The sequence below is a fragment of the Aestuariivirga sp. genome (assembly GCF_046093005.1).
In the GTDB taxonomy this organism is placed as follows: Bacteria; Pseudomonadota; Alphaproteobacteria; order Rhizobiales; family Aestuariivirgaceae; genus Aestuariivirga.
Map to the genome: position 1 here is coordinate 1 of NZ_JBJTER010000039.1, position 25,046 is coordinate 25,046.

Here is a 25,046-nt window from a genome sequence, read left to right on the forward strand (position 1 = left end):
GCCAGGACCCGGACCCTGAGATCGAGTGACAGCGCTTTCGACATGACTGCCGGCCTCCAAACCCGGCAGACAGTGTGAATCATTTTCTCGCTGATTTGGGAATCCCAAAAAGATTCATTCAGATAGGGTGCCGCTCTAACATCTCCATCGTCGAAACCCTCAGGCGCTTCCGCTTCGATCTCCACGGTAATCTTGACCTTGGCTCCCTTCGCGCGCTGAAGCTCCATCACGACAGCGCTCAAGACTGCGTCGAAGGCCTTCACTGGCCGAACCATGTCGAGCTCGACAGTTCCGTAGAAACGCTTCGGCTTCCGCGGACCCGCCAGCTTTCCGGCGGCTGGTTCTCCCCCGTTCGAGGTCGGAGCCGGGCTGGATGTCGACGTCCCACCAAGACCCGTTGCGGATGGTTTCGGAGTGTCTGCGATCTGGACGCCCGCCACGTCTGCCCGAACAACGACTGCCGTCGCTGGAAAAATGTCGGGACCCGTGTGCGCCAGGGCAAGGCCGAGGTATCGTCCCGACCCGGTGTCGACATCGTTGGCATAGGCGAAAGCGGCATCAAGCATGCCGACCGCGTCGCGAATAGCCGTTTCCAACACGACCCGGTCCTGGATATTCGGCAGATAGACATAGGACGAGAACCAGTCTGCCAGTTCGGACACAGGCAGATGCGGTCAATCATCCGGCCAGAGCGGTTTCAGGTGAAGCCATAGGGCGTCAGGACCCAACCGCTCCTTTGCAATGCCATCCGCTTTCGGCGCATGAGCCTTGCCTTTCCCGATACATGCGACCTCCGGGGCATGGCAGCTTGGCGCCGGTTGGGAACATGATGTTCTTGGGCTGCACCGTCGTATCGACGATCACCCGCCGGGTATCCTCCGGCCGCATCGCCCCGGTCTTCACCGCCACCGACAGGCTCTCCTGCAGCAGGGACATGATCCGCTCCTCCCCCATCCTCTGCCGCCAGCGCGTCATCGAGGAGCGGTCGAAGGGCAGATCGTGCCGGAAGAAGGTCTCGCCACAGAAGAACTGAAAGTACGGGTTCTCCACCCAGCGGGCGCAGAGCGCCTCGTCCGAGAGATTGTAAGTGTGCTTCAGGATCGCCAGCCCCGCCATCAGCCGCGTGGGCAGGGGCGGCATTCCCGGCCCGTCGCTGTAGACCTCGCCGCAGCGGGCTTCGATGGCCTCCCACGTCACGGTCTTCGCCAGCCGCACGAGTTCATGGTTCATGTTGATGATCTGGTCGAGGCGTGACCGGAACAGGTCCATCTCTTCCATCTCGCGCCGCTTACGTGGCTTCATCGCCGAATCCTCCGCCGCTCTCAACCCGGAGTGAATCACGCCTCGCGGCCACAGTGAATCGAAAAATGAATTTGCAAGGAAACCACTGCCACCAGCCCGCTTTCCTGCAAAATCGAAACCTTCAAGCGCCTCAATCAGAGTCGCAAATCAATGACTTGGGAATTGTTCACGGGGGACGGTCCAGAGAATGGGGGCAGAGCACGTACGCTCAATCCCCGGTCCCAGCGCCCGGCAAAGCACCAATAGAGAAGATCAGCCAGGATTTTGAGGCTTCTTCAGCAGCCTGCTAAAACGTCGCCGAGGCGCCGCCGTCGACGCTGAGGATCTGGCCGGTCACATATTGCGCGTCATCCGAGCAGAGGAAGAAGGCGGGCCCTGCCATGTCGGCGGGCTTGCCGAAGCGGCGCATCGGGATGCGGCCGTACTTGACATAAATATCGCGGAACCAGTCCGAGTCGTATTCATGCGAGCCATCGGGCTGGATCGACATCGGGGTATCGACGAAGCCCGGCGCGATGGCGTTGACGGCGATGCCATATTCCGCGAGGTCGCAGGCGGCCGCCCGGGTGAAGTTGACGATCGCCCCCTTGGCGGCGGCATAGGCCAGCTGGTTCGGCCAGCCGCGCAAGCCCTGGATCGACGCCACGTTGAGAACCCGCCGGCCCGGCCCCGCCTTCTTGAGCAGCGGCACAAAGCACATGGTCATCAGGATGGCGCCATCCTGGTTGATGCGGATCACATGCTGATAATCCTCCACGCGCATGGTCTCGATATGCGTGTCCATGCCGATGGCGGCGTTGTTGACCAGGATCTCGCAGCGCCCGAAGCGGCGATCCACCTCGGCGGCGAGCGCCTTCACCGACTCATGCTGACCAATATCGACCGGCAGTGCCACCGCCGAAAGCCCAGACGCCAGCAGGCGCGCGGCCGCGCGTTCCGCCTCGGTCTGCTTGATGTCGGCAAGCACCACGGAGGCGCCCTCCTCCGCCAGCCGGGTGGCGATGCCGAGCCCGATGCCTTGCGCGCCGCCAGTGATCACCGCGATACGGCCGTCCAGCCTTCTTGAAGCGCTCATTTCATTCTCCTCTGTTTCATACCGCCTGCGGTCATGGCGGAATACGTTCGATGGGGCCTTGCGGCCGGAACACGCTGAGCCTGAGCCAGGCGCGGTGGCGGCTTCCCGGCTCAAGGCGGAGAAGCTGACTTCCCCTGGCTTTCGCCTGCGCCAGGCCATAGGCGGGCTTGGTGGTGTTGGGCTCGATGCCGATCAGCATGGCGCGGCTGTGCCACGGCACATCGGATGTGCCTTTCAACTCATACCACAGCCAGGCGCAGGGAAAACGCGCATGATCCCAGGAGAGCTGAACAGCGATGGCATCGTCAAGCCGCCGGATCGCCGCCCAGGCCTCATCGAAGCCATCGAGATAGAGCAGTGCGGCGAGCGGTGCCGCGGGATGGGCGAGATCGGCTTGCCCATGCTTTCCCGGCATTGCCGCGAGCCTGCCATTGCCGCCGGGCAGCAAGGGATTGGCGGCAGGATCGTAAGCCTCGTCGGCCGTCACCCGTTTCGCGCCTGAGGTGATTTCGATGGGGCCCGCCAGCAGATCAGACCCGAAGGTCGGGTGATGGCCCCACATCACCTCGGCGGGCCGGTCTCCCAGCATCTCGGCCTCTTCCTCGACCAGCACATGCCCGCCCGCCAGCGATATCTTGCGGCGCATGACAACCGGAACGGTGAAGAACCGCCGCTCCAGCCGAATTTCATGATCCATGACCGATGCCCGCCAAGGGCTGATCGAAGCTTCGCCGTGAAAGCCATGGAAGGCATTGCCGAACTGGCAGGCATCGCCGCCATTGGGAAACAGCAACGGCCAGCCGCCGGTGTAGCGGGTGAGCCATTCGGTTTCATCGCGCGCGGCGAAACTGGCGAGGGGGCCGGTCTCAGCATCCCATGGCACGCTGCCCAGCACCGAGAGGCCGCTTGGCAAATGGCGGATTTCGGTGACGGTGCCGCCCACCTCCGGATTGACGCACAGCGAAACCTCGCCATTGGCGATATGGATCATTTCATCGCCCCCGCCATCAGCCCGCGGATGAAATGTTTCTGGAACAACACATAGAGAATGAACATCGGCGCGCTCGCGATCACCATGCCCGCCATGGTGAGCGGCACCTGGTTGTTGTAGCGGCCCTGGAAGACGCTGATCCCCGCCATCAGCGTGCGCTTGGCGTCATCCTGCAGGAAGATGATGGCGATCAGCAGGTCGTTCCACACGAACAGCGAATTGACCACCATCAGCGTGAGCAATGGCGGCAGCGACAGCGGCAGCACCACCTGCGACAGGATGGTGAGCGAACCCGCCCCATCGATGCGCGCCGCCTCGAACAGCTCGCGCGGCACGGTGCGGAAGAAGGTGGTGAGAAGATAGACCGAGAATGGCGTGATGAGCCCGGCATAGATGATGATGGCGCCGGAATAGGTGCTGATCAGGCCGAGCCTGGTATAGAGCACGAACAGGGGAACGATCATCACCACGGGCGGCACCGCCATCAGCGTGGTGCTGGCGAAGAACAGCGCATCGCGGCCACGGAACTTCATGGTGGCGATGGCATAGGCGGCGAGGCAGGAGACGGCGGTGGACAGCAGCACGGCGCCCGCGACCAGCACCGCGCTGTTCACCATCCAGCCGAGAAACGGGCTGTCGGCCAGCACGGCGCGGAAGTTCTCGATCACCAGCCGCGACGGCAGACCCACCTTGTCGAGGGCATATTCCTCATCCGATTTCAGCGCCGTCATGATCATGAAGGCGGTGGGTGCGAGCGCCAGCAAGGCCGAAAACAGCAGCACCGCCTGTTTCGCCGCGAACCCGGGCGACGGCGCCCTCATGACATGCTCTCCTCGGCGGCGGCGCGCCGCCTTGCCCGGAACAGCGGATAGATCAGCGCCACGGCAACCAGGAACAGCAGCACGGAAGCCGCCGAGGCAATGCCCGGCAGGCTGGTGCGGATCAGCGCGTTGAAGATGTAGAACTCGATGACCATGGTGGCGGTGCCGGGGCCGCCGCGGCCGCCGCCGACGATATAGACATAGGCAAAGACCGCCGACAGCAGCGTGATGACGCTGATCACCACGTAGAACTCGATCACCCCGCGCATCTGCGGAATGATGATGTGGAAGACGCGCTGCCACCACGAGGCGCCGTCGATCCGCGAGGCCTCGATCACCGATTCATCGAAGCTGAGGAGCCGCGCCAGAAACAGGATGATACCCAGCGCCGACTCACGCCAGATGATCAGGATCATCACCGTCCACAGCGCCACGTCGGGCGAGCCGATCCAGTCCAGCGCCATGAAATCGAGCGACAGCCAGCGCAGCACCTCGTTCACGGGGCCTGAGAACTGGAACATCCGCTTCATCACCACCGCGATGATCGGCACAGCGAGAATATAGGGGATGAACACGATCACCCGGTAGAGCTTCCAGCCGGGAACGCGCTCATAGAGCAGGATCGATACCAGCAGCGAGATCGCCACCATGGCCGGAATGGCGAGCAGCAGCTGCAGATTGTGCAGCACCGCTTCCCAGAAGGCGCCCTGCGACAGGATCAGCTGGTAATTGCGCAAGCCGATCCATGGGCCATCGATGCCGCGCACCATCTTGAAGCTGAATTCGAAGATGCGGATGAGCGGATAGCCGAAGACAAAGACCAGCAAGGCCACCAGCGGCAGCACATAGAGATAGGGCTGGACGCGCTCCGCGACCCTCATGGCGACAGCGGCTCCCGGTCCGGGAGCCGCCCCAGGCGTTGCTTACATCTTGGAGAGATCATCCGCCCACTTGCGGTAGTTCTCGACCATGTCCGGGTTGAAGTCGCGCCATTCCTTGGCGACATCGGACGCGAGTTCGCCCGCCTGCTCACCGGTGATTTCGCCAGCCACGATGCGCTGCCCGGTGGGAATGGCGGCGCGCTCATACCACAGGCCCGGCACCAGATTGGTGACGTTCGAGATGTTGGGCGAGAGCCCCCATTTCTGCCACATGTCGCGCACCGAGGCGTCACTGATGACGCTCGAATCGAAGGTGGTGTTGGAGGGGAGCCAGCCCGTGGCATCCCAGAACGCCTTGAGCCGCTCCGGCGAATTGAGGAATTCCAGGAAAGCCGCCGCAGCCTCCGGGTTCTTGGAATTGGTGGAGATGCCGAGACCCTGCATATCGACCAGCGGCACGCCCGCAAGCTTGCCTTTGCCGAACACCGGCATCACCATGTAGCCGATCTTGCCGCCGGTGGCCTTGCTGTCCGCGGGGAGCCTGGTGCCGATGGTCTGGCCGATGCCGAGCTTGCCCGCCACCACCAGGTCGATGCCGGGATAAAGCTCCAGCGACGGCATGTCCTTGTTGAGGAAGCCCTTGTTCTTGAGTTCCTCCAGCTTCACCCAATGCTCGTGATATTTGGGATCGCGGAAATCCTTGTCGCCCACGAACAGCTGCACGGCTTCGCCGAAACTGTCGAGGTTCTGGACCAGGCCATGGCTGATGTACCATTCGCTCCAATAGCCGTCCTGGATGCCGCCGCCGATCGCCTCGGTGCCGGATGACTTCAGCTTGTCACAGGCGACCAGCAGTTCGTCCCAGGTCTTGGGCGGGTTCTCCGGATCGAGGCCGGCCTTCTCGAACAGCTCCTTGTTGTAGCACCAGAACATCGGCAGCGGATACCAGCCGAGCCGGTAGGTGTTGCCACCGAAGTTGCTCAGGATCGTGGGGTTCGAGGCCTTGACCACATCATCCTTCACGAGGCCGTTGACGGCGCGCACATAGCCGAGCCACACGCTTTCCATGTGGTAGATGCCGTTCCACAGATACTGAACGTCCGGCGCGTTGCCAGCCGCCGCGGCGGTCTGGAATTGCGAGATCACCACGGCGGTGTCCTGCAGCATGGCCTTGACGGTGGCGTCCTTGTAGGCGGCAATCGAACTGTCGACGAATTTCTGCAGGCCCGGCAATTCCTGCTCGCCCCACCACCACATTTCGAGGCTCTTGTCCTGCGCCAGCGCGCCGCGCGATCCGGCCAGGGCCGAGGCGCCCAGCATGGCGGAGGTCAGCACGAAATCACGGCGGGAGATATTGGCTAGCTTCGATGCACGCATGGCGTTTCCTTCCCTTTTTCTCTTGCTGTCAAAAAGTGCTCATCAGGCCGCCATCGACCACCAGGAGCTGGCCGGTCATGTAGCGGCAATAGCCTGAAGCGAGGAAGATCACCGTGCCGGACACGTCCTCCGGATAGCCGGTGCGGCCCAGCGGGATCTTGCGGCGGCCCACATACCATTCAAGAAAGTCCGGCGTCGTCGCCTCATCGACGCCGTTCACCACCGACATCGGCGTCGCCATGAAGCCGGGCGCCACCGCGTTGACCAGGATGTTATGGCGGCCAAGCTCCACCGCCATCGACTTGGTATAGGCGATGATGCCGCCCTTGGCGGCATTGTAGGAGCCGCAATCGCCGCTCGAGGCAAAGCCCTGGATCGAGGCGATATGGATGATGCGGCCATCCTGCTGCTTGGCCATGTGCGGCGCCACCAGCTTCGAGCCCATGTAGACAGCTTCCAGATTGATGGCGATGGTCTGGCGCCATTCCTCCAGCGTGTCATTCAGGATGGTGCGCGTCGCCGGATTGATGGCGGCATTGTTGACCAGCACATCAATGCGGCCAAGCCTTGCGGCGACCTCAGCGACGATGGCGCCATAGCGATCATAGTCCGTGACATCGAGTTGAAAGGGATGCGCCTGGCGGCCGATTTCCGCAGCGACCGCTGCCAGCGTATCGGGGTTGCGCTCGAGGAGAACGACCTCAGCGCCTTCGCGCGCCATTTCGAGGCAAACGGAGCGCCCAAGCCCCTGCCCTGCGCCCGTCACGAGGCAGACCTTGCCGTCGAGCAATCCCATGTGAGGCCTTTGCGCTTTCGCTTTCGGCAACCGAATTCCGGAATGCCGGACATTGATCTGAACTGCTGTAAGAAACTATAGGTATGGGCAAATCACCGTCAAGCGTCATCGCCGATGATGACGCTTGACGCAGGGAAAGTCACACATGCCGAACATGCTCGAACTCAGGAACATTGGCCATCTCTTCGATCATCCCGAGGCGGTGGCCTGGGGCCCGGACGGCCGCGCCTATGCCGGCGGCGAGGCCGGACAGCTCTACCGCTTCGGGCTTGACGGCGGCCCGCTTGAGGACGTGGCGCGCGTGCCGGGTGGCTTCCTGCTGGGCCTTGCCCATGATGCCGACGGCAACACCTATGCCTGCGACGACAAGGCGCCCGCCGTTCACCGCATCACGCCCGATGGCCGCGTCTCGGTCTATGCGAATGGCAACGCGGCGCAGAAGATGCGGGTGCCGAACTATCCGGTGTTCGACGATGCCGGCAATCTCTATGTCTCGGACTCCGGCAATTGGGGCGCCAGCGACGGCTGGATCTGGAAGGTGGCGCCGGGTGGCAGCGCCACGATCTGGGACCGGCAGGCCAATGGCTTCACCAATGGCATGTGCCTCTCGGCTGATGGACGCCATCTCTATGTGGCCGAGTCCTCGCCGCCGCTCATTTCACGGATTGAAATCCTGGCCGATGGTTCGGCGGGCAAGCGCGAGATTCTCGTCGAGCTGCCACGCCAGGTGCCGGATGGGCTGGCGCTGGATGTGTCGGGCAATCTCTACATCAGCCTCTACAATCCCAACATCATCTATCGCCTGACGCCGGCGGGACAGCTGGAAGCGCTTTACGATGACTGGGAACAGCTGATGCTCGTGGCGCCCACCAACATCGCCTTCGGCGGGCCCGACATGAAGACGCTGATCATCGCCAGCCTGTGCGGCTGGTCGGTGCATGTTGCAAGACTGGAGACGCCGGGCCTGCGCCTGCGCTATCCGAAACTCAAAGGCTGAGGACCGCATGACCATCGAAGCCATCGACTTCTTCTATCTTTCCATGCCCACCGTCACCGATGCCGGCGACGGCAGCCAGGACGCGCTGCTGGTGCGTGTGGTGGCCGGCGGCATCACCGGCTGGGGCGAGTGCGAAGCCTCGCCGCTCACCTCGATCGCCGCCTATGTCTGCCCGATGTCGCATGGCGCCTGCAAGCCGCTGCGTGACGTGGTGCTGGGAAAGCCGCTGGCAGTGCCGGAGGATATCGCGGCGCTGGCGGCGGCCGTGGAACTTGAGTGCATGGACCTCCTGCAGGCCGCGCACAGCTGGTCCGGCATCGAGATGGCGCTGTGGGACATTCTGGGACGGAAGCGTGGCCAGCCCGCCTATCAGCTGCTTGGCTACAAACGCGCCTATCCGAAGCTTCCCTATGCCTCACAGCTGTTCGGCGACACGCCGCAGGAAACGCTCCTGGGCTGCCGCAGCGCGCGGGAGAAGAATTTCCGCGCCGTCAAATGCGGCTGGGGGCCGTTCGGGCGCGGTTCGCTCAAGGATGACCGCGACCACCTGCAGGCGGCGCGCGAGGGCATCGGGCCGGACTGCCGCCTGCTGATCGACGCCGGGCAGATCTTCCGCGAGGACGTTGACGCGGCGGCGGCGCGTATCGCCATGCTCGAAGAGGTGAATGCCGGGTGGCTGGAGGAACCGTTCCTCGGCGGCGCCTATGACGCCTATGCGGGCCTTGCCGCGCGGTCTGGCAACATCAGGCTGGCGGGCGGCGAGGCCTCGCACAACTTCCACATGGCCCGCCAGCTCATCGACTACGGCAAGGTGTCCTTCATCCAGATCGACTGCGGACGGATCGGCGGCCTCGGCCCCGCCAAGCGCGTGGCGGATTACGCGTCAGCCCGCGGCGTTACCTATGTGAACCATACCTTCACCTCGCATCTGGCGCTGTGCGCATCGATCCAGCCCTATGCGGGGCTCGAGAGGGATGTGATCTGCGAGTATCCCTTCGCGCCAAAGTCCGTGGCCTATGACATGACGGAGACCCATCTGCTGCCCAACGCCAACGGGGAAATCATGGTGCCCGACGCACCGGGCCTCGGCATCACCATGAGCGAGAAGGGCATCGCGCGCTATCTGGTGGATGTGGTCATCGCCGCGAAGGGCGAGGAGCTCTACCGGACGCCGCGGCTGGCCGACTAAAGCAGGGCCAGGCGCGAGTTCCATAAGCCGTGTTGAACTTTCCGCTGTTTTCACGCAGCGCTTTTTACCACGCGCCACTCGACAGTGAGCCCGGCGCTGATCGCAAGGATCATCAGCGCGTCAAGGCTGAACTTGTCGATCCGCCCGCGCAAGAGATCGTTCATACGCGGTTGCGTGACGCCCAGCCGCCTGGCGGCTTCGGCTTGCGTGAGTTGCCAGCCGCCAACGGCCTCCTGAATGGCCACCATCAGCCCGGCCCGGGCCCTCATGTTCGCCGCCTCGGCAGGCGAGTCCTCCAGCGCGTCCCAGACGCTCTCGAAACTATCTTCTGTCATTGCCCATATCTCCGCATCAGGTCTTTGAACGGCGCCGCACATCAACAGGAAAGGACCGCAGGACGTCGAAGCAATCCCCAAGAAACAGGACCCGCCTCATGAGGTCTTATATCGGTTTTGACATAGACTTTCCATCGCACTTGAAAACGCCGCTATCGGTCCAGGACTCTTACCGAACCAGTCCATCATCTTAAGGTTCATGCCAGGGCTGGCGATGACTTCTAGGGTGCTTTTCGTTTTGGCTGAATCGGTCCGTGTTTCTCAGCCGTCATGCCAGCGCAGGCTGGCATCCAGCTTCCTTTTGTCAAAGCTGGACCGCGGCCTTCGCCCGGGGGGCGCCTGACCAGACATAATGTTTCAGCAACAGCGCAAACCGGCCCAATCGCTGAGAAGCCAATTCCCCACGCTTGCGGGACAGGCTAAAGCTATTCCGCTTAGGAGCTTCTCATGCCCAGCCTTGCCCTTCCCTTCCGTTCCGCCACCGAACTCGCGCGGCTGTTGCGCGCGCAAAAGATTACCGCGCGTGAACTGCTCGATGCCTGTCTCGGGCAATATGAAAGGCACAACGCCGCCCTCAACGCCGTGGTGGTGACGGATATCGCCCGCGCCCGCAAGGCCGCCGCGGCAGCAGACCGGCGGCTCAAGGCCGGAAAGCCCAAAGGCCCGTTCGATGGCGTGCCGATGACGGCGAAAGAGAGTTTCGACTGGACCGGCACGCCCTCGACCTGGGGCGACCCGCGTTTCCGTGACAACATCGCCTCCGCCGATGCGGTGGCCATCGAACGGCTCACCCACGCCGGCGCCATCATCTATGGCAAGACCAACGTGCCGCTGATGCTGGCCGACTGGCAGAGCTACAACGCGATCTATGGCACCACCAACAACCCATGGGACCTGACGCGCGCGCCGGGCGGCTCGTCCGGCGGGTCGGCCGTGGCGCTCGCCACCGGCATGTCGGCGCTGGAGATCGGCTCCGACATCGGCGCCTCGATCCGCAACCCGGCGCATTATTGCGGCGTCTATGGCCACAAGCCGACTTACGGCGTGGTGCCCTATCAGGGCCATCTGCTGCCCGGCGTGGTGCAGCCAAGCGACATCAGCGTGGCGGGCCCGCTCGCCCGCTCGGCGCGCGACCTCACCACGATGATGAAGCTGCTTGCCGGCCCCTCCGGCACGGAGGCGCGCGGCTACCGGCTCGCGCTGCCGCCCGCCCGCCAGACCAGCCTCCGGGATTTCCGGGTCGCCGCCATGGTGACCGACCCGCAGTCCGAGGTGGATCTTCCGGTGCAGGACCTGCTCGGACGGCTGATCACATTTCTTGGCAAGCGCGTGAAGAAACTCTCGACCACGGCGCGGCCGCAGTTCTCCACGAAGGAAGCGATGGATGTTTACATCGCATTGTTGCGCTCGGCCACCAGCCGCCGCCAGTCGGACGCCGAGTTTGCCACCAATGCGGCAAAAGTGGCGGCCGCTGATCCGCGGGATGACAGCTACCTCACCAAGATGCTGCGCGCCTATGTGCTCTCGCACCGCGACTGGCTCAAGTTCAATGAGCGGCGGCACCAGATGCGGCTGTTGTGGGAAGCCTTCTTCGCGGACTGGGATGTGCTGATCTGCCCGGCCGCCGCCTCCGCCGCGTTTCCACATGATCATGTGGGTGAGCGCCATGAGCGCAAGATTACCGTCAACGGCAAGCGGGTGCCCACCACCGACCAGCTGTTCTGGGCGGGCTACTCGGGGTGCTTCTATCTGCCGTCCACGGTGGCGCCGATGGGCCTCACGCCGGATGGGCTTCCAGCCGGTGTGCAGATCATCACCAGGCAATATGGCGACTACACTTCAATACGCTTCGCCGAACTGCTGGAAAAGGAGTATGGTGGCTTCATCCCGCCGCCGGGATATTGAGGCCAGAGGAGATTGCCGACATGCTTGAACTTCGCCCGAACTGCGAGCTCTGCGACAAGGACCTACCGCCCGAGTCGGCGGATGCCCGCATTTGCAGCTATGAATGCACCTATTGCGCCGGCTGCGCCGATGGCGTTCTCCACAATGTGTGCCCCACCTGCGGCGGCGGATTTGCGCCGCGCCCGATAAGGCCAAAGCGCGCCTGGCGCCCGGAAAAGAAACTCGGTCTCATCAATCACCCGGCATCCACCACAAGGGTCCACAGCAAATATTCAAGGGATGAGATCGCCGCACACGTCGCGCGGATCAAGGACATCTCTCCACAAGACCGGTAGAACGACACCCGCCGGCACTATTGTTTTTTCATCCTGGCCAGAAAGAAATCCACCTCGCGCGCCCATACGTCCGGAATGGCGATCATGTCATGTCCGACATCCGGGATGATCACTAGTTCCTTCGGTTCTTTGGCCAGCGCGAACAGCGCCTTGCCCTGCGCGGCGGGAATCACCCGGTCACGTTCGCCATGCTGGATCAGCAACGGGGCCTTGACCGCCACGATGTGATCGCGCGAGCGGAACTGATCCTTCATGAGCAGCCGCACCGGCAGCCACCAATACATGTCTGCTCCGGCATCGGCCGCTGCGGTGAACGGAGCCTCGAGCGCCACCGCCGCCACCGGCTTTTGCGCCGCGAGCTGCACGGCGACACCGGTGCCCAGCGACTCGCCCACCACCGCGATGTTCTCCGGCGTCACACCGCGGGCCAGGAGAAAGCCATAGGCGGCCAGGGCGTCGGCCATCAGCCCCTGCTCGGTGGGCGAACCCGTGCTGGCGCCATAGCCGCGGTAGGACACGAACAAGGCCCCGAAGCCGCGCGACTGGTAATATGACATGCGGCCAACGCGGTCAGCCAGTTCGCCGCCATTGCCATGAAAAAACAGGATCGTCGGCATGCCGGGGCGCGGTTCCGCATGCCACAGCACGATGGTTTCGCCATCAGGCGTGACAAGGCGTTCTTCGCTGACGCCGCTGAGCCCCGCCGCCTGCGGCGAGGTTCCCGCGCGGCTCGGCAGATACTGGATGCTGCGCTGCTGCACATACATGAACAGCACGATCGCGAGATAGGCCAGTACGGCGGCGATCAGGACAAGCCGGATCGTCCCCATCATCAGGTGAGCCTGGCCGGCGTTGCCGTGTCGCGCGTCCAGCTCCACACCGCAAGCAACGGCGTCTCCCCGGTGCGGGTGGCGTGCACGGTGAGCGGCGGATGCCAGATGGTGCCGCCCTGGGGCCATTCAACGAATGGTCCGCTGTCGCGGCTCCACAGGCTCGCCGAGGTCAGCGGCCAGTAGAGTTCAGGCGCGGGGTGATAGTGATCGCGGTAGTGGCGGCCCGGCCCCAGCATCAAAAGGCCCAGCAGGAAATCATCGCCGGGGAAGAAGCCATGCGGCCCGATGATTTCGGCCCAGCCATAATTCGCCGTGAAGCCTTCGCCCAGCAGGCTGTCTGAATAGGCGGCGGATTGCCGCCATTGCAGCCCGTCCTCCACCGCGGCGATGGCCGCGGCGAGATTGGCGTCGAGCAGCATCGCCTCGCCCAGGCATTGCGGCAGATGGTCGAGCACCGGCAGGCTGGTGGGGGAAGGTTCACGAAACGCCGCTACGCTCAAGTCCTGCGCGGCAAGCCTCTCCAACACCTCGCTGATGCCGGGGCCCTCGCGCGCGCCCAGCCCATTCGCCGCCGCGCCAATCAACCAGCGCGCATTCTCGCAAAGTTCAGAATCCACGAACCGGCCTCTAGCATGTGGTGTAAACAACGTCACGACAATCCGAGAAACCGCTCCGCCAGCATTAAGAGGTCATCACCGGACGGATAGCGCAGCGTCGACTTGCGCATCGGGGCATTGGCGGGAAGCGCCATGTGGCGGGCGAGCAGGTCCGGCGTCACATGCGCCAACTCATCGGCCAGGCTGACCTTGAGGCCGCTCGCCCGCACCAGCCGCGCGAAGGCCCCTACCGGATCGTCCGAGCCAAGCGCCGTGGCAACGCGGGCGAAGCCTGGGCGGTTTCCTTCCGCCACCCAATCCATGCTGGCCATCATGGCGAGCCCGGTGGCCCGGCCATGCGGGATCGGGGCAAGATTTGCGACTGCGTGCGCGATGTTATGGGCGAGCGCCGTGCCGCAATTGTCGATGCCAATGCCGCCATAGCAGGACGCGAGCAGCATCGCGCCGCGCGCCGCGATGTCACCCGGGTGGTGAACCGCCTTCTCGAGATTTTCCGCAATCAGCCTGATGGCTTCGAGACAGTAGAGATCATTGCCGGCATTGGCCTGCTTGTTGGTGGCCGCTTCGATGGCGTGGACCAGCGCGTCGAGCCCCGTTCCCGCGGTGATGGCGGGCGGCAGCGCCACGGTGAGCTCCGGGTCGAGGATCGCCACATCGGGTTTGAGTTCCTCGCCCCAGGCCCAGACCTTGTTCTTCGCCGCGTCGCTGTAGACCGACACCCGGGTCGCCTCAGAGCCGGTGCCGGCCGTGGTCGGAACGGCGATCAGCGGCAGGCGGTTTTCCGGCAAGGGCGTGGCGCAGAGCGCATAGGCCATGGCGGGAAGGCCGGAGACGGCGCAGCAGGCGGCGAGCTTGGCGGTGTCGAGCGCCGTGCCGCCGCCAAGCCCCAGAACGAGCCTCGCGCCGCCCTGCCGGGCCATGGCCGCAGCGCCGTCCACATCCGCGGCACGCGCCTCGCCCGCGAATGTGTCATAGGTTTGGGTTTCGAAACCGGCCTTGCCGAGAAGATCGCGCGCGAGGCCCGTGATGCCAGCGGCCTCAAGCGCCGGATCGGCGACGATCAGAACCATGGCGCCGCGCCCGGCGAGCGCCTCCGCCTTCGTCACGACGTCGGCGACCCGGCCTGGCCCGAAGCGGATTTCCGGCACCACGCCGAGCACGAAACCGCTCATGTCACGCTGGGCCCCACGATCTCACGCAGAAGCTTGCGCAGGATCGCCTCGCCATAGGCATCATAGTCGGCGGCGGGCACCACGAAATGCCCGGGGCCGCCGGCCACATTGTTTTCGAAATAGCTGTCGAGCGTCGGCCATTCGTTGAGAATGGTGAGGCCGTTGATGGTGATGCCCGCCGCCACCAGCCGGTCGCGCACCTCCGCCACCTGCGGCCCGCTGTTGTTGCGGCCATCGGCGGAGACGTCGATCACCAGGCGTTCGGCGGGAGGGGCCGACCGCAGAAGCGTTGCGGAGAAAAGAAGGGCCGCCGAAATCGAGGTGCCGCCTTCCGAGAGGGCGCGCGGCATGTTGAGCAGCCGCATGCCGAAGGCATCGGCATCGGCGCCACCGGCGATCACCGTCCACGGCATGACCGCCGTCTGGTTACGGTCGTCCGACCATTGCACGACGGCCACGGCGATGCGCTGGCGCGTCCCCTGGGCGATCGCCTCTTTCACTTCGCTGGTCATGAAGGCGCGGCCGAGGCCTTCCATCTGCAAGGCGAATTCGCGGGCGTCGACGCTGAACGAGCAATCCACCGCCAGCACCAGCGCGAGGTCCACCTCTTCATTCTGGGCGCGGCCCGCCGGCAGCGGCAGCAGCAGGCCGAGCGCCACCACAAGACTGACGAGCCAGCACGCGAAGCTTCTCAAGCCGCGCCCGGCCGCCATCGCGCCGCCCTAGTGCCGGAACTCGGCGTAGTCGAGCGCGCGGCAGTCCGCGGCCTTCCAGCCGACGCTTACTTGGCGCCCTTCCTCGACGTCTCCGGCCGCGCCCTTGTTGGGCACCTTGACGATGAAATTGTCGTCTCCCGCCACTTCCAGGCGGGCGCGGATGTGATCACCCAGATAGATGAGTTCGGCGATGCGGCCCTTGAGGATGACATCGGCCGAGTCCACCGAGGGATTGATCTCGACGCGCTCCGGCCGCACCGAGAGCAGGGTCCGGCCGCCCTTCTCGCGCGCCCCGATGGCCAGGGCCTTCACGAGTTCGCCGGTCTCGAGTTTCACGGTGGCGACATTGCCGGCGCCGATCTCGGCCACCGTGCCTTTCAGCTTGTTGTTCTCGCCGATGAACTGGGCGACGAAGGAATTGACCGGGCGCTCATAGAGCTCGGCCGGGGTCGAGAGCTGCTGCACCACGCCGTCATTGAACACCGCGATGCGGTTGGACATGGTGAGCGCTTCCGACTGGTCATGCGTCACATAGACGATGGTGACGCCGAGCCGCTCATGAATGTGCTTGATCTCATATTGCATCTGTTCGCGCAGCTGCTTGTCCAGGGCCCCCAGCGGCTCGTCCATCAGCACGAGATCAGGTTCGAACACCAGCGCGCGGGCAACCGCGATGCGCTGCTGCTGGCCGCCAGAGAGCTGGCCGGGGCGGCGGTTGCCCATCTGTGGCAGTTCCACCATTTTCAGAACCCTGGCCACCCGCTCCTCGATCTGGGCCTTGGGCACGTTCCGCACCTGCAGCGGAAAGGCCAGGTTTTCATTGATAGTCATGTGCGGGAACAGCGCGTAGTTCTGGAACACCATGCCGATGCCGCGCTTGTGCGGAGGAACATTGTTGATCGGCTGGTTCTTGAGATAGATCTCGCCATGGGTGGCGGGCTCGAAGCCGGCGAGCATCATCAGCGTGGTGGTCTTGCCGGAACCCGACGGGCCCAGCATGGTGAGAAATTCGCCCTTGGCGATGTCAAGGTTCAGATTCTTGACGACCAGCGTTTCGCCGTCATAGCTCTTCTGCACATTGACGAAGCGCACCATCGCATCGCCAGCCAGTCCGTGCTCAGCCATTCCCCTGTTCCCCCGCCTTTTCTCGCCGTGCGGCTTGGTGAGAAAAGATCATAGGCCGCGCACCCGGGGATGCAAGCCCCCCTGACCGCCGCGGCCCATGAACCCTTTCGCAACCTACGGACGCCGGCGTCTCAGCGCCGCTTCTTGCCGCCCTTCTTCCTGGCGGCCGGCTTCTTCTTCGCGGCGGACGTCTTCCCGCCGCCGGCCTTCACGATCAGGTGCTCGGGGCCATAGGGGAAGCCCGTGATGTTGCGGTTGCCCTTCTCGGTGATCACCAGAATGTCGTGCTCGCGGTAGCCGCCAGCACCCTTCTGGCCTTCCGGAATCATGATCATCGGCTCCATCGACACCACCATGCCGGGCTCCAGCACCGTGTCGCAATCCTCGCGCAGTTCCAGCCCGCCCTCACGGCCATAATAGTGGCAGAGCACGCCGAAGGAATGACCATAGCCGAAGGTGCGGTACTTGAGCAGGTCATGCTCGGCATAGATCTGGTTCAGCGCCTTGGCGACGTCCGAGCACTTGTTGCCAGGCACCAGGAGCTTCTTGCCTTCATCATGGATGTGGCAGTTGATCTCCCAGAGGCGGATATGCTCCTTGGAGGCCGTCTCGGCGAACAGCGTGCGCTCGAGCGCCACATAGTAACCCGCCACCATCGGGAAGCAGTTGAGGCTCAGGATATCGCCGCGCCTGATCTTGCGCGAGGTGACCGGGTTGTGGGCGCCGTCGGTGTTGACGCCGGACTGGAACCAGGTCCAGGTATCCATCAGTTCGCCGTTCGGCCAGACCTTGGCGATTTCGCGCACCATGGTCTGGGTCGCATGCAGCGCGACCTCATGTTCGGGCACGCCAACCGCGGTTGCCTCGACGACCGCGGCGCCGCCGAGATCGGCGATCCGCGTCATCTTGGTGATGTGCTTGATTTCCTCGGCGCTCTTGATCATGCGCAGCCGCATCGACGGCGCGGCCGCGTCGACAAACTCGACGCCGGGGAACGCCTCCGCCAGCTGGGCGCGGAAATCAAGGTTCACATGATCGAACTCGATGCCGATGCGCCGGGCGCCCTTCATCAGGCCCTTCACCGCCGTGAAATAATTCTCCTTCGACCAGTCGGTGTAGGTGACGTTGTCGCCGTAGGTGCGCCGCGCCGGCTGGCCGCCGTCGATCGCCGCGGTCACCGAAGTGGCCTTGTCATGCGTGATCAACAGGCCGTATTTGCGGCCAAAGTAGCAATAGAGGAAGTCCGAGAGATAGTTGATGTTGTGATAGCTGGTGAACAGGCAGGCATCGACCTTGGCCTTGCTCATCCAGCCGCGGATGGCGTCCTGGCGGCGCTGCATCTCGGCAGCCGAGAAGGTGGGCTTCGGCTTCTTGCCGTTGTTGCGGTAATCGACCAGTGCGGGGCGTTCCAGGGCGGCCATGGTGCGTCATCTCCTCGGTTTGGTGGCGGGAGGCGATAACTTCCCCGGATAGCCCCTTGTGTCAAAAGACGATCCCTCACATAATATATGAGAATTTCTCATGGAGTAATGGCTCTGACCCGCCTGCCCTCTTTGAATGCGCTCCGCTGCTTCGAGGCGGCCGCCCGCTCGGGAAGCTTCTCGCGCGCCGCCGCCGAGCTGAACGTAACCCAGTCAGCCGTCAGCCACCAGGTGCGCCAGCTGGAGGAATGGTTCGGCATCACCTTGTTTGACCGTCTGGGCCGCCAGACCATTCCCACCGCCAAGGGGCAGGATCTGGCCCGCTCGCTGGCCGAGGCCTTTGACATCATGGCGGCGGCCTGCCGCCGTCTGCAGAATTCCGACACGGGCCCCGCCCTGACCATCGCCGCGCTGCCATCCTTCGCGACCATCTGGCTGATCCCGCGCCTGTCCGAATTCTTCCGCGCCCATCCCGATGTTTCGGTCAAGATCGTCTATGCCTTCGCCGGCCAGAAGCTGGATTTCGAGGAAGTGGACATTGCGGTGCTGTGGGGCGCTGGCGAATGGGAGGGGTGCCGGAGCACGAGGCTGCTCCCCGGCAGCACCGTGCCGATCTGCAACCCGATCTACCTCGAAAAGGAAGGCCCCTTCGACGCGCCGCCGGCGATCCTTGGCAAGCCGTTGCTGCATGATACCGATAGGCTCGACTGGCAGAACTGGATGCGCCATGCCGGGCTGAAACATGCCGGGCCGTCCCCCGGGCCGATCTTTCAGGACTTCAACCTGCTCCGCGCCGCCGCCCTTGCCGGACAGGGCATCGCGCTCTGCCCCCGCAGCCTGATCGCCGACGACCTGGCGAGCGGCCGGCTGGTGCAGCTGTTCGACATCGCCATCAAGCAGGACTACGCCTACAGCATCATCGAGCCGGGCAGCGGCCGGCGCTCGGAGGCGCTCGACACCTTCAAGGACTGGCTGCTGACAACCGCCAGGGGCCCTTGAGTTCCACACAAGCCCGCTGCTTCCCGGCATGGCACGTCTGCCCCCGCGGCATTGGCGTTCCAGGACAATTGCGCTAGTCGGACAGCGATGGCCAGCATCCACCGCTATTCCGCCGCCGCCGGCGCCCCCGTTGCCGCGCAGGCGGTGCTTTGGGCGGTCGCCGCCGGGCACCTGATCAATGACACGCTGCAGGCGCTGTTGCAGTCGATCTATCCGCTGTTGCACGAGATCTACAGTCTCAGCTTTGCCCAGGTCGGCTTCATCACGCTGGCATTCCAGGCGACGGCGGCGGTGCTGCAACCCCTGGTCGGGCTCTATACCGACAAGCGCCCGGTGCCCTATTCGCTGGCGCTGGCTCCCGCCCTCACCTTCGCGGGACTTGTCGTGCTGGGCTTTGCCGGCAGCTATGCGATGGTTCTGACCGGGGCGGCGCTCATCGGCCTCGGTTCGTCGGTCTTCCATCCGGAAGCCTCGCGGCTGGCGCGGCTGTCATCCGGCGGGCGCTATGGCTATGCGCAATCGCTGTTCCAGCTGGGCGGCAATTTCGGCACAGCGATCGGGCCGCTGCTGGCGGCCTTCATCGTCATTCCACACGGCATCAGCAGCATCGGCTGGTTCGCGGCGCTGGCGCTGATCTCGATCCTGATCCTGAGCTACGCGGCAAGCTGGTACTCCCACAGCCTGGCGGCCGCCGGGGCCGGCAAGCGGGCGGCAGCGCCCGCGCAGCCGCTGCCGCGCCGGATGGTCGCCGTTTCGCTGTTCATCCTGCTCTGCCTGATGTTTTCGAAATTCGTCTACACCACCAGCATGAGCAGCTTTTATACCTTCTACCAGATCGACGCGTTCGGCCTGACGCCGGAACGCGCCCAGATCGACCTGTTCATCTATCTGGCGGCCTTCGCGGCGGGAACCCTGCTGGGTGGCCCGATCGGCGACCGCATCGGCCGCAAGGCGGTGATCTGGTTCTCGGTGCTGGGCGCTCTGCCCTTCACCCTGCTGCTGCCCCATGCCAACCATTTCTGGACGGTGGCGCTGTCGATCCCCATCGGCTTCATCCTGGCATCGGCGTTTTCCGCCATGCTGGTCTATGCCCAGGAGCTGGTGCCGGAGCGGATCGGCATGATCTCCGGCCTGTTCTTCGGCGTCGCCTTCGGCATCGGCGCGGTGGGGGCGGCCCTGCTCGGCATGCTGGCGGACGTCACCTCGATCGGCTTTGTGTTCCACATGTGCGCCTTCCTGCCGGCCATCGGGCTCTTGACCTTCTTCCTGCCCGGCAGCCAGGACCTGCGCCGCGCCCAAGCGTCCGGTTGACCTTTCCGCCATCTATGGCCAGATATAACGCATGAGCGAACAGCCAGCCCTGATCGATCCGTTCGGCCGTCATGTGACCTATCTCCGCGTCTCGGTCACCGACCGCTGCGATTTCCGCTGCGTCTATTGCATGGCGGAGGACATGACCTTCCTGCCCAAGAAGGACCTGCTGTCGCTCGAAGAGCTCGACCGCGTGTGCACCGCCTTCATCGACAAGGGCGTGCGCAAGATCAGGCTCACCGGCGGCGAACCGCTGGTGCGCAAGGGCATCATGACCCTGGTCGAAAGCCTCGGCCGCCACCTCCGCAGCGGCGCGCTTGAGGAGCTGACCCTGACCACCAATGGCTCACAGCTGGCCAAACACGCCGCGGAGCTTGCCGCGCATGGGGTGCGCCGCATCAATGTCTCGGTCGATACGCTGGACGGGGAGAAGTTCCGCAGGATCACCCGCTGGGGCGAATTACCGAAGGTGAAGGACGGGATCCGCGCCGCCCAGGCCGCCGGGCTGCGCATCAAGATCAATGCCGTGGCGCTGAAGGGCGTCAATGACGGCGAGATTCCCGAAATGATCCGCTGGGCGCATGGCGAGGGCATGGACCTGACGCTGATCGAAACCATGCCGATGGGCGACATCGACGGTGACCGCACGGAGCAATATCTGCCGCTTTCGGTCCTGCGGGCCGGGCTGATGGAACAGTTCACGCTGGAAGACATCCCCTACAAGACCGGCGGCCCGGCGCGTTATGTCCGCGTCAGGGAAACCGGCGGGCGGCTGGGCTTCATCACGCCGCTGAGCCATAATTTCTGCGAAAGCTGCAACCGCGTGCGGCTCACCTGCACCGGCACGCTCTATATGTGCCTTGGCCAGGAGGACGCCGCCGACCTGCGCGCGCCGCTCCGCGCGTCCGAAGGCAACGCGCTGCTCGACGCGGCGATCAGTGAAGCGATCTCGCGCAAGCCCAAGGGCCATGATTTCGTCATCGACCGCCGCCGCAACAAGCCGGCGGTTGCCCGCCACATGAGCGTCACTGGCGGCTGAGCGGCCCGCCCGTGAACTTGCCGCAGTTTCCGCTCCCCCGGAACACCGCGCTTCGCGCGGGGCTGCTCATGGTGCTGGCCATGGGGTCTTTCGTCGGCAACGACACGATCGTGAAACTGGTGGGCGAAAGCCTGCCAGTGGGCGAGATCGTGACGATCCGCGGCTTGTTCTGCGTTCTCATCCTGGGCGCCATCTGCGCCGCCCAGGGCCTGCTGCGGGACCTTCCAGGCATGGCCAACCGCCCCCTCCTGATGCGCAGCGGCTTCGACGTGATCTCGACGATCGCCTTCGTCACCGCGCTGATGCACATGCCGATCGCCAACCTCACCTCGGTGATGCAGGCGGTGCCGCTCGCCGTCGCGCTGCTCTCGGCCTTATTTCTCGGTGAGCGCATCGGCTGGCGGCGCATGGCGGCGATCATCGGCGGTTTCATCGGTGTACTGATGATCGTCAAGCCCTCGGTTGCCAGCTTCGATGCTTACCAGCTTCTCGCGCTGGTCATCGTGTTCTTCGTGGCGGTGCGCGACATCCTGACCAAGCGCATTCCGGCGCGCATTCCCACCTTCGTGGTGGCGCTGGCCAATGCCGGTTTCGTGATGCTGGGCGGCGCCCTGCTGGCGCTCGTTCAGGGCGTGCACTGGCCGGAAGCCTGGCAGGTGGGGCTGCTGGCGCTGGCCGCCTGTTTTCTATCCTCCGGCTATCTCTTCATGGTCGCCACCCTGCGGGTGGGCGAACTCACCGCCACCGCGCCCTTCCGCTATTCGGTGATGGTGTTCTCGATCTTCTCGGGAATTGTGGTGTTCGGCGAGTTTCCGGACTGGATCGCCATGCTGGGCATGGCGCTGATCGTCGCTTCGGGTCTCTATGCCGCGCACCGCGAGGCGCAGCTCGCCAAAATCAGTGATAGCGCCAGAACGCCAGCGCCGTGAGGCAGATGGCCCAGATCAGGATGCCGCGCCGCACATAGTTCTGCGGCATGCGCAGCGCGATGCGGGCGGTGAGATAGCCGCCCAGCATGGCGCCCGTCATCATGATCAGGGATGGAACCCAGCGAATGATGCCCGCTTTGGCGAAGATCACGATGGAGAGCACCGTCATGAGCGTGATGGTGACGTTACGGATGGCATTGGCCTGGTGCATGGTCATCTGCGAGAAGATCGCATAGATCGCGAACATCACGATGCCCATGCCAAGCCCGAAATAGCCGCCATAGACAAACACCGCGAATTCAAGAACGAAGGACAGCCACAGCCAGCGCGCGCCATCGAAGGCAAAGTCGCGTTCAAGCTTCTGTTTGATCCACGGCCCCAGCGCGAAAGACAGTGTCGCAAACAGCAAGAGCCACGGAATGACGCGTTCGAAGGCTGCTTCGCCGGTGTGGATCAGGATGTATGACCCGAGGACGCCGCCGGCCGCCGCCAGCAGCAGCCTGAAACCCAGATGCCGCCGCACCGTCTGCAATTCCCGCCTGTAGACATAGGCGCCGACCACATTGGCGGGCAGCAACGCCACGAAATTGGAGGCATTCGCCTCGGTCTCGGACATGCCGGCGGCGAGCAGCAGCGGGAATGTCATGAAGCCGGCCCCGCCGGCCATGACATTGATGAAGCCCGCGAGCAGGCCGCCTGCGAAGAGCAGAAAGATTTCAGTGATATTCACGGCGCAACTCGCATAGAGTGGAAGCTATGCCAGTTGCGGCATGCGGGCGGCAAGCGCCTGGATTGCAGGGGAGCGTTGCGTAATGGCCGGATTGTTGAGCCTCGTCACGGCGGTGCCGCCATATGAGATGCGCACCGAAGACGTGATCCGCGAGGCCGGTGAGATTTTCGGAGGCCGCCACCAGGATTTTGAACGTCTGACGCCGGTGTTCGGCAATTCCGGCATCGCCAGGCGGTTCTCCGTCAGCCCCTTCGCGTGGTTCCACCAGCAGCAGGGATGGCCGGAACGCAGCGCCGCCTTCCTCGAAGGCGCCTCGGCATTGTTCGCGGAGGTCTCAGCCGGCGCGCTGGATCAGGCAGGGCTCAAGCCCTCGCAAATCGACGCGATCGTGATGGTGTCGTCAACGGGCATCGCCACGCCGTCGGTGGAGGCTCACATGCTGAGCAGCCTCGGCTTCCGGCCGGACGTGCAGCGCGTGCCGGTGTTCGGGCTGGGCTGCGCGGGCGGTGCATCCGGGCTTTCGCTGGCCGCCCGCCTGGCGCGCGCCGCGCCGGGCGCGAACGTGCTGCTGGTGGTGATCGAACTCTGCACGCTGGCCTTCCGGCCGGACGAGATGTCGAAATCCAACATCATCGCCACCGCCCTGTTCGGCGATGGCGCCGCGGCGGCGGTTCTCTCCACGGCCGGGCACCCCCTGGGGCGCATCGAACATGCCGGCGAACATACCTGGCCCGGCACCACCGATGTGATGGGCTGGCGCATGGACCCCGAGGGCTTCGGCGCCATCTTCTCGCGCTCGATCCCTGATCTGGCGACGTCTGATTTGCGGCCGGCCGCCGACCAGTTTCTGGCGCGCCATGGCCTGAGCCTCGAGAACATCCAGAGCTTCTGTTTCCATCCCGGCGGCGCCAAGGTGGTGCTGGCGCTGGAACAGGCTTTCGGCCTGGCGCCGGGACGGCTGCGGAACGAGCGCGTCGTGCTGAGCGAATTCGGCAACATGTCGGCGCCAACCGTGCTGTTCGTACTGGCGCGGGAACTCGCGAGCCCCACCGCGGGCCGGCGTTTCCTGTCGGCGCTGGGCCCGGGCTTCACCGCCAGTTTCGTCACCATGCTACACTGAGGCTTGCCATGTGGCTCAACATCACCATTCTCTCGCTCGTCACCCTGCAGCGGCTGGTCGAGCTCTACATTGCCAGGCGCAACACCCGGAAGCTTTTGGACCGCGGCGGCTTCGAACTGGGATCCAACCACTATCCCTTCATCGTGGCGCTGCACGCGCTGTGGCTGGCCGGGCTCTGGTATATGGTGATCTACCAGGCGCCCGCGCTCTCAATGCCGTGGATCTTCGCCTATCTGGTGCTTGATGCGGGCCGCGGCTGGATCATCGCCGCGCTCGGCAGCCGCTGGACCACGCGTATCATCGTCGTGCCCGGCGAAACGCTCATTGACGAAGGACCCTACAAATACGTCCGCCACCCGAACTACATGGTCGTGGCCGGCGAAATCTTCATCCTGCCCATGGCGTTCGGACTCTGGTGGTACGCGGGGATCTTCGGCCTGCTCAATCTCGCGGTGCTGTGGTGGCGCATCAAGACCGAGGACGAGGCCTTGAGCGAGCTGCGCGAACCGCCAGCCGGCGCTCAGCCGCCGGACGCCCCGGCCGAACCGTGATCGTGGGTGTCCGCTTTCGCGGCAACACCGCCGACCGGCACTTTGACCGTCAGCTCCCCGGCTTTCTCGAAGATGAGAATGACCTCGATGACCGTATCCTTCACCAGCGGACCATTCAGCCCCATCAGCATCAGGTGATAGCCGCCCGGCTTCATCTCCAGCGCACCATGCATGGGAATGTCGAGAGGCGCGGCCGGGATCATCTTCATGATCCCATCCACCACCTCGGACTTGTGTATCTCAACCGTCGTGGAGGCCGGGCTCCTGGCGCCAATGAGCCGGTCGGCCTCGCCATGATTCATGAGGCTCACATAGGCGGCGCCGGCGGCCGCGTTGGGGGTAGGCGAGGCGCGCGCAAAGGCTTTCGTCACCATCACGTTGCCGGCCAGCGCAGCGGGCGAGGCAAGGGCAACGACGGTCAGCATCAACAGAAGGGCGGTCATCACCCGGGTCAAACTGCGATCCATGAGAGCCTCCTC

General features: G+C 64.3%; 25 protein-coding genes and 2 pseudogenes. 10 read left to right on the top strand and 17 right to left on the bottom strand.

The window, feature by feature from the left end; translation table 11 throughout:
• The 8 genes and pseudogenes from ACKOED_RS03010 to ACKOED_RS03045 all read right to left on the bottom strand — a co-directional run.
• Positions 1 to 662 (bottom strand): annotated as a pseudogene (locus tag ACKOED_RS03010) (hypothetical protein); the annotation flags it as partial.
• 142 nt (positions 663 to 804) lie between these two features.
• Positions 805 to 1,302 (bottom strand): annotated as a pseudogene (locus tag ACKOED_RS03015) (transposase); the annotation flags it as partial.
• Between the two features lie 286 nt (positions 1,303 to 1,588).
• Complete coding sequence (locus tag ACKOED_RS03020) at positions 1,589 to 2,377, bottom strand: SDR family NAD(P)-dependent oxidoreductase (protein ID WP_408915096.1); 789 nt, start codon at positions 2,375 to 2,377, stop codon at positions 1,589 to 1,591.
• Between the two features lie 31 nt (positions 2,378 to 2,408).
• Positions 2,409 to 3,368 (bottom strand): hypothetical protein, encoded by a 960-nt coding sequence (locus tag ACKOED_RS03025; protein ID WP_408915097.1) that lies wholly within the window; start codon positions 3,366 to 3,368, stop codon positions 2,409 to 2,411.
• Complete coding sequence (locus tag ACKOED_RS03030; RefSeq protein WP_408915098.1) at positions 3,365 to 4,189, bottom strand: carbohydrate ABC transporter permease; 825 nt, start codon at positions 4,187 to 4,189, stop codon at positions 3,365 to 3,367. Before ACKOED_RS03030 ends, ACKOED_RS03025 begins: the two co-directional genes overlap by 4 nt.
• Positions 4,186 to 5,070, bottom strand: a complete 885-nt coding sequence (locus ACKOED_RS03035; protein WP_408915099.1) for a carbohydrate ABC transporter permease — start codon at positions 5,068 to 5,070, stop codon at positions 4,186 to 4,188. The genes ACKOED_RS03030 and ACKOED_RS03035 overlap by 4 nt, the downstream gene beginning before the upstream one ends.
• 42 nt (positions 5,071 to 5,112) lie before the next feature.
• Positions 5,113 to 6,447, bottom strand: a complete 1,335-nt coding sequence (locus tag ACKOED_RS03040) for an ABC transporter substrate-binding protein (protein ID WP_408915100.1) — start codon at positions 6,445 to 6,447, stop codon at positions 5,113 to 5,115.
• A gap of 28 nt (positions 6,448 to 6,475) precedes the next feature.
• Positions 6,476 to 7,243, bottom strand: coding sequence for an SDR family NAD(P)-dependent oxidoreductase (locus ACKOED_RS03045; RefSeq protein ID WP_408915101.1), 768 nt, complete (start codon positions 7,241 to 7,243; stop codon positions 6,476 to 6,478).
• A gap of 145 nt (positions 7,244 to 7,388) precedes the next feature.
• Here ACKOED_RS03045 and ACKOED_RS03050 point away from each other — a divergent pair, with 145 nt between their 5' ends.
• Together ACKOED_RS03050 and ACKOED_RS03055 are read left to right on the top strand one after the other, a co-directional pair.
• Positions 7,389 to 8,240: an SMP-30/gluconolactonase/LRE family protein gene (locus ACKOED_RS03050; protein WP_408915102.1), complete on the top strand. Its 852-nt coding sequence runs from the start codon at positions 7,389 to 7,391 to the stop codon at positions 8,238 to 8,240.
• Between the two features lie 7 nt (positions 8,241 to 8,247).
• Positions 8,248 to 9,429 (top strand): mandelate racemase/muconate lactonizing enzyme family protein, encoded by a 1,182-nt coding sequence (locus tag ACKOED_RS03055; RefSeq protein WP_408915103.1) that lies wholly within the window; start codon positions 8,248 to 8,250, stop codon positions 9,427 to 9,429.
• 50 nt (positions 9,430 to 9,479) lie between these two features.
• On the opposite strand, the gene ACKOED_RS03060 is transcribed toward ACKOED_RS03055, so the two are convergent.
• Complete coding sequence (locus ACKOED_RS03060; RefSeq protein ID WP_408915104.1) at positions 9,480 to 9,764, bottom strand: helix-turn-helix domain-containing protein; 285 nt, start codon at positions 9,762 to 9,764, stop codon at positions 9,480 to 9,482.
• A gap of 447 nt (positions 9,765 to 10,211) precedes the next feature.
• Between ACKOED_RS03060 and ACKOED_RS03065 the strand changes: the two genes are divergently transcribed.
• Together ACKOED_RS03065 and ACKOED_RS03070 are read left to right on the top strand one after the other, a co-directional pair.
• Entirely contained in the window at positions 10,212 to 11,669 is a 1,458-nt protein-coding gene (locus ACKOED_RS03065; RefSeq protein WP_408915105.1) for an amidase, read from the top strand.
• Between the two features lie 20 nt (positions 11,670 to 11,689).
• Complete coding sequence (locus ACKOED_RS03070) at positions 11,690 to 12,004, top strand: DUF1272 domain-containing protein (protein ID WP_408915106.1); 315 nt, start codon at positions 11,690 to 11,692, stop codon at positions 12,002 to 12,004.
• A 17-nt stretch (positions 12,005 to 12,021) separates the two neighbouring features.
• Here ACKOED_RS03070 and ACKOED_RS03075 read toward each other — a convergent pair whose 3' ends face one another.
• The 6 genes from ACKOED_RS03075 to ACKOED_RS03100 form a co-directional block, all read right to left on the bottom strand.
• Complete coding sequence (locus tag ACKOED_RS03075) at positions 12,022 to 12,837, bottom strand: alpha/beta hydrolase (protein ID WP_408915107.1); 816 nt, start codon at positions 12,835 to 12,837, stop codon at positions 12,022 to 12,024.
• Positions 12,837 to 13,454 carry a dimethylsulfonioproprionate lyase family protein gene (locus ACKOED_RS03080; protein WP_408915108.1) on the bottom strand — a complete coding sequence of 206 codons (618 nt, stop codon included), beginning with the start codon at positions 13,452 to 13,454 and terminating at the stop codon, positions 12,837 to 12,839. The genes ACKOED_RS03075 and ACKOED_RS03080 overlap by 1 nt, the downstream gene beginning before the upstream one ends.
• A 32-nt stretch (positions 13,455 to 13,486) precedes the next feature.
• Positions 13,487 to 14,626, bottom strand: a complete 1,140-nt coding sequence (locus ACKOED_RS03085; protein WP_408915109.1) for an iron-containing alcohol dehydrogenase — start codon at positions 14,624 to 14,626, stop codon at positions 13,487 to 13,489.
• A complete protein-coding gene (locus ACKOED_RS03090; RefSeq protein ID WP_408915110.1) occupies positions 14,623 to 15,339 on the bottom strand; it encodes a DUF1194 domain-containing protein in 717 nt (238 codons plus the stop codon). Before ACKOED_RS03090 ends, ACKOED_RS03085 begins: the two co-directional genes overlap by 4 nt.
• 9 nt (positions 15,340 to 15,348) lie before the next feature.
• Entirely contained in the window at positions 15,349 to 16,467 is a 1,119-nt protein-coding gene (locus ACKOED_RS03095; RefSeq protein ID WP_408915111.1) for an ABC transporter ATP-binding protein, read from the bottom strand.
• 131 nt (positions 16,468 to 16,598) lie between these two features.
• On the bottom strand, positions 16,599 to 17,888 hold the full coding sequence (locus ACKOED_RS03100; RefSeq protein WP_408915112.1) for an aminopeptidase P family protein: 1,290 nt from the start codon (positions 17,886 to 17,888) through the stop codon (positions 16,599 to 16,601).
• Positions 17,889 to 17,996: 108 nt separating this feature from the next.
• Between ACKOED_RS03100 and gcvA the strand changes: the two genes are divergently transcribed.
• The 4 genes from gcvA to ACKOED_RS03120 all read left to right on the top strand — a co-directional run bounded on the left by gcvA (position 17,997) and on the right by ACKOED_RS03120 (position 22,166).
• Positions 17,997 to 18,887, top strand: a complete 891-nt coding sequence (gcvA, locus tag ACKOED_RS03105) for a transcriptional regulator GcvA (protein ID WP_408915113.1) — start codon at positions 17,997 to 17,999, stop codon at positions 18,885 to 18,887.
• An 87-nt stretch (positions 18,888 to 18,974) separates the two neighbouring features.
• A complete protein-coding gene (locus ACKOED_RS03110) occupies positions 18,975 to 20,198 on the top strand; it encodes an MFS transporter (RefSeq protein ID WP_408915114.1) in 1,224 nt (407 codons plus the stop codon).
• Positions 20,199 to 20,229: 31 nt separating this feature from the next.
• Positions 20,230 to 21,237: a GTP 3',8-cyclase MoaA gene (gene moaA, locus ACKOED_RS03115; protein WP_408915115.1), complete on the top strand. Its 1,008-nt coding sequence runs from the start codon at positions 20,230 to 20,232 to the stop codon at positions 21,235 to 21,237.
• Positions 21,238 to 21,248: 11 nt separating this feature from the next.
• Positions 21,249 to 22,166 (top strand): DMT family transporter, encoded by a 918-nt coding sequence (locus ACKOED_RS03120; RefSeq protein WP_408915116.1) that lies wholly within the window; start codon positions 21,249 to 21,251, stop codon positions 22,164 to 22,166.
• On the opposite strand, the gene ACKOED_RS03125 is transcribed toward ACKOED_RS03120, so the two are convergent.
• The gene (locus ACKOED_RS03125; RefSeq protein ID WP_408915117.1) at positions 22,135 to 22,896 is read right to left on the bottom strand and encodes a sulfite exporter TauE/SafE family protein; all 762 of its coding nucleotides are present in this window, start codon (positions 22,894 to 22,896) and stop codon (positions 22,135 to 22,137) included. The two genes, ACKOED_RS03120 and ACKOED_RS03125, sit on opposite strands and share 32 nt — an antisense overlap.
• An 82-nt stretch (positions 22,897 to 22,978) precedes the next feature.
• Between ACKOED_RS03125 and ACKOED_RS03130 the strand changes: the two genes are divergently transcribed.
• Both ACKOED_RS03130 and ACKOED_RS03135 read left to right on the top strand, forming a co-directional pair.
• Positions 22,979 to 24,016 (top strand): type III polyketide synthase, encoded by a 1,038-nt coding sequence (locus tag ACKOED_RS03130; RefSeq protein WP_408915118.1) that lies wholly within the window; start codon positions 22,979 to 22,981, stop codon positions 24,014 to 24,016.
• Between the two features lie 8 nt (positions 24,017 to 24,024).
• Positions 24,025 to 24,567 (top strand): isoprenylcysteine carboxyl methyltransferase family protein, encoded by a 543-nt coding sequence (locus tag ACKOED_RS03135; protein WP_408915119.1) that lies wholly within the window; start codon positions 24,025 to 24,027, stop codon positions 24,565 to 24,567.
• Here ACKOED_RS03135 and ACKOED_RS03140 read toward each other — a convergent pair.
• Positions 24,537 to 25,034: a copper chaperone PCu(A)C gene (locus ACKOED_RS03140; protein WP_408915120.1), complete on the bottom strand. Its 498-nt coding sequence runs from the start codon at positions 25,032 to 25,034 to the stop codon at positions 24,537 to 24,539. The two genes, ACKOED_RS03135 and ACKOED_RS03140, sit on opposite strands and share 31 nt — an antisense overlap.
• Positions 25,035 to 25,046 lie beyond the last annotated feature (12 nt).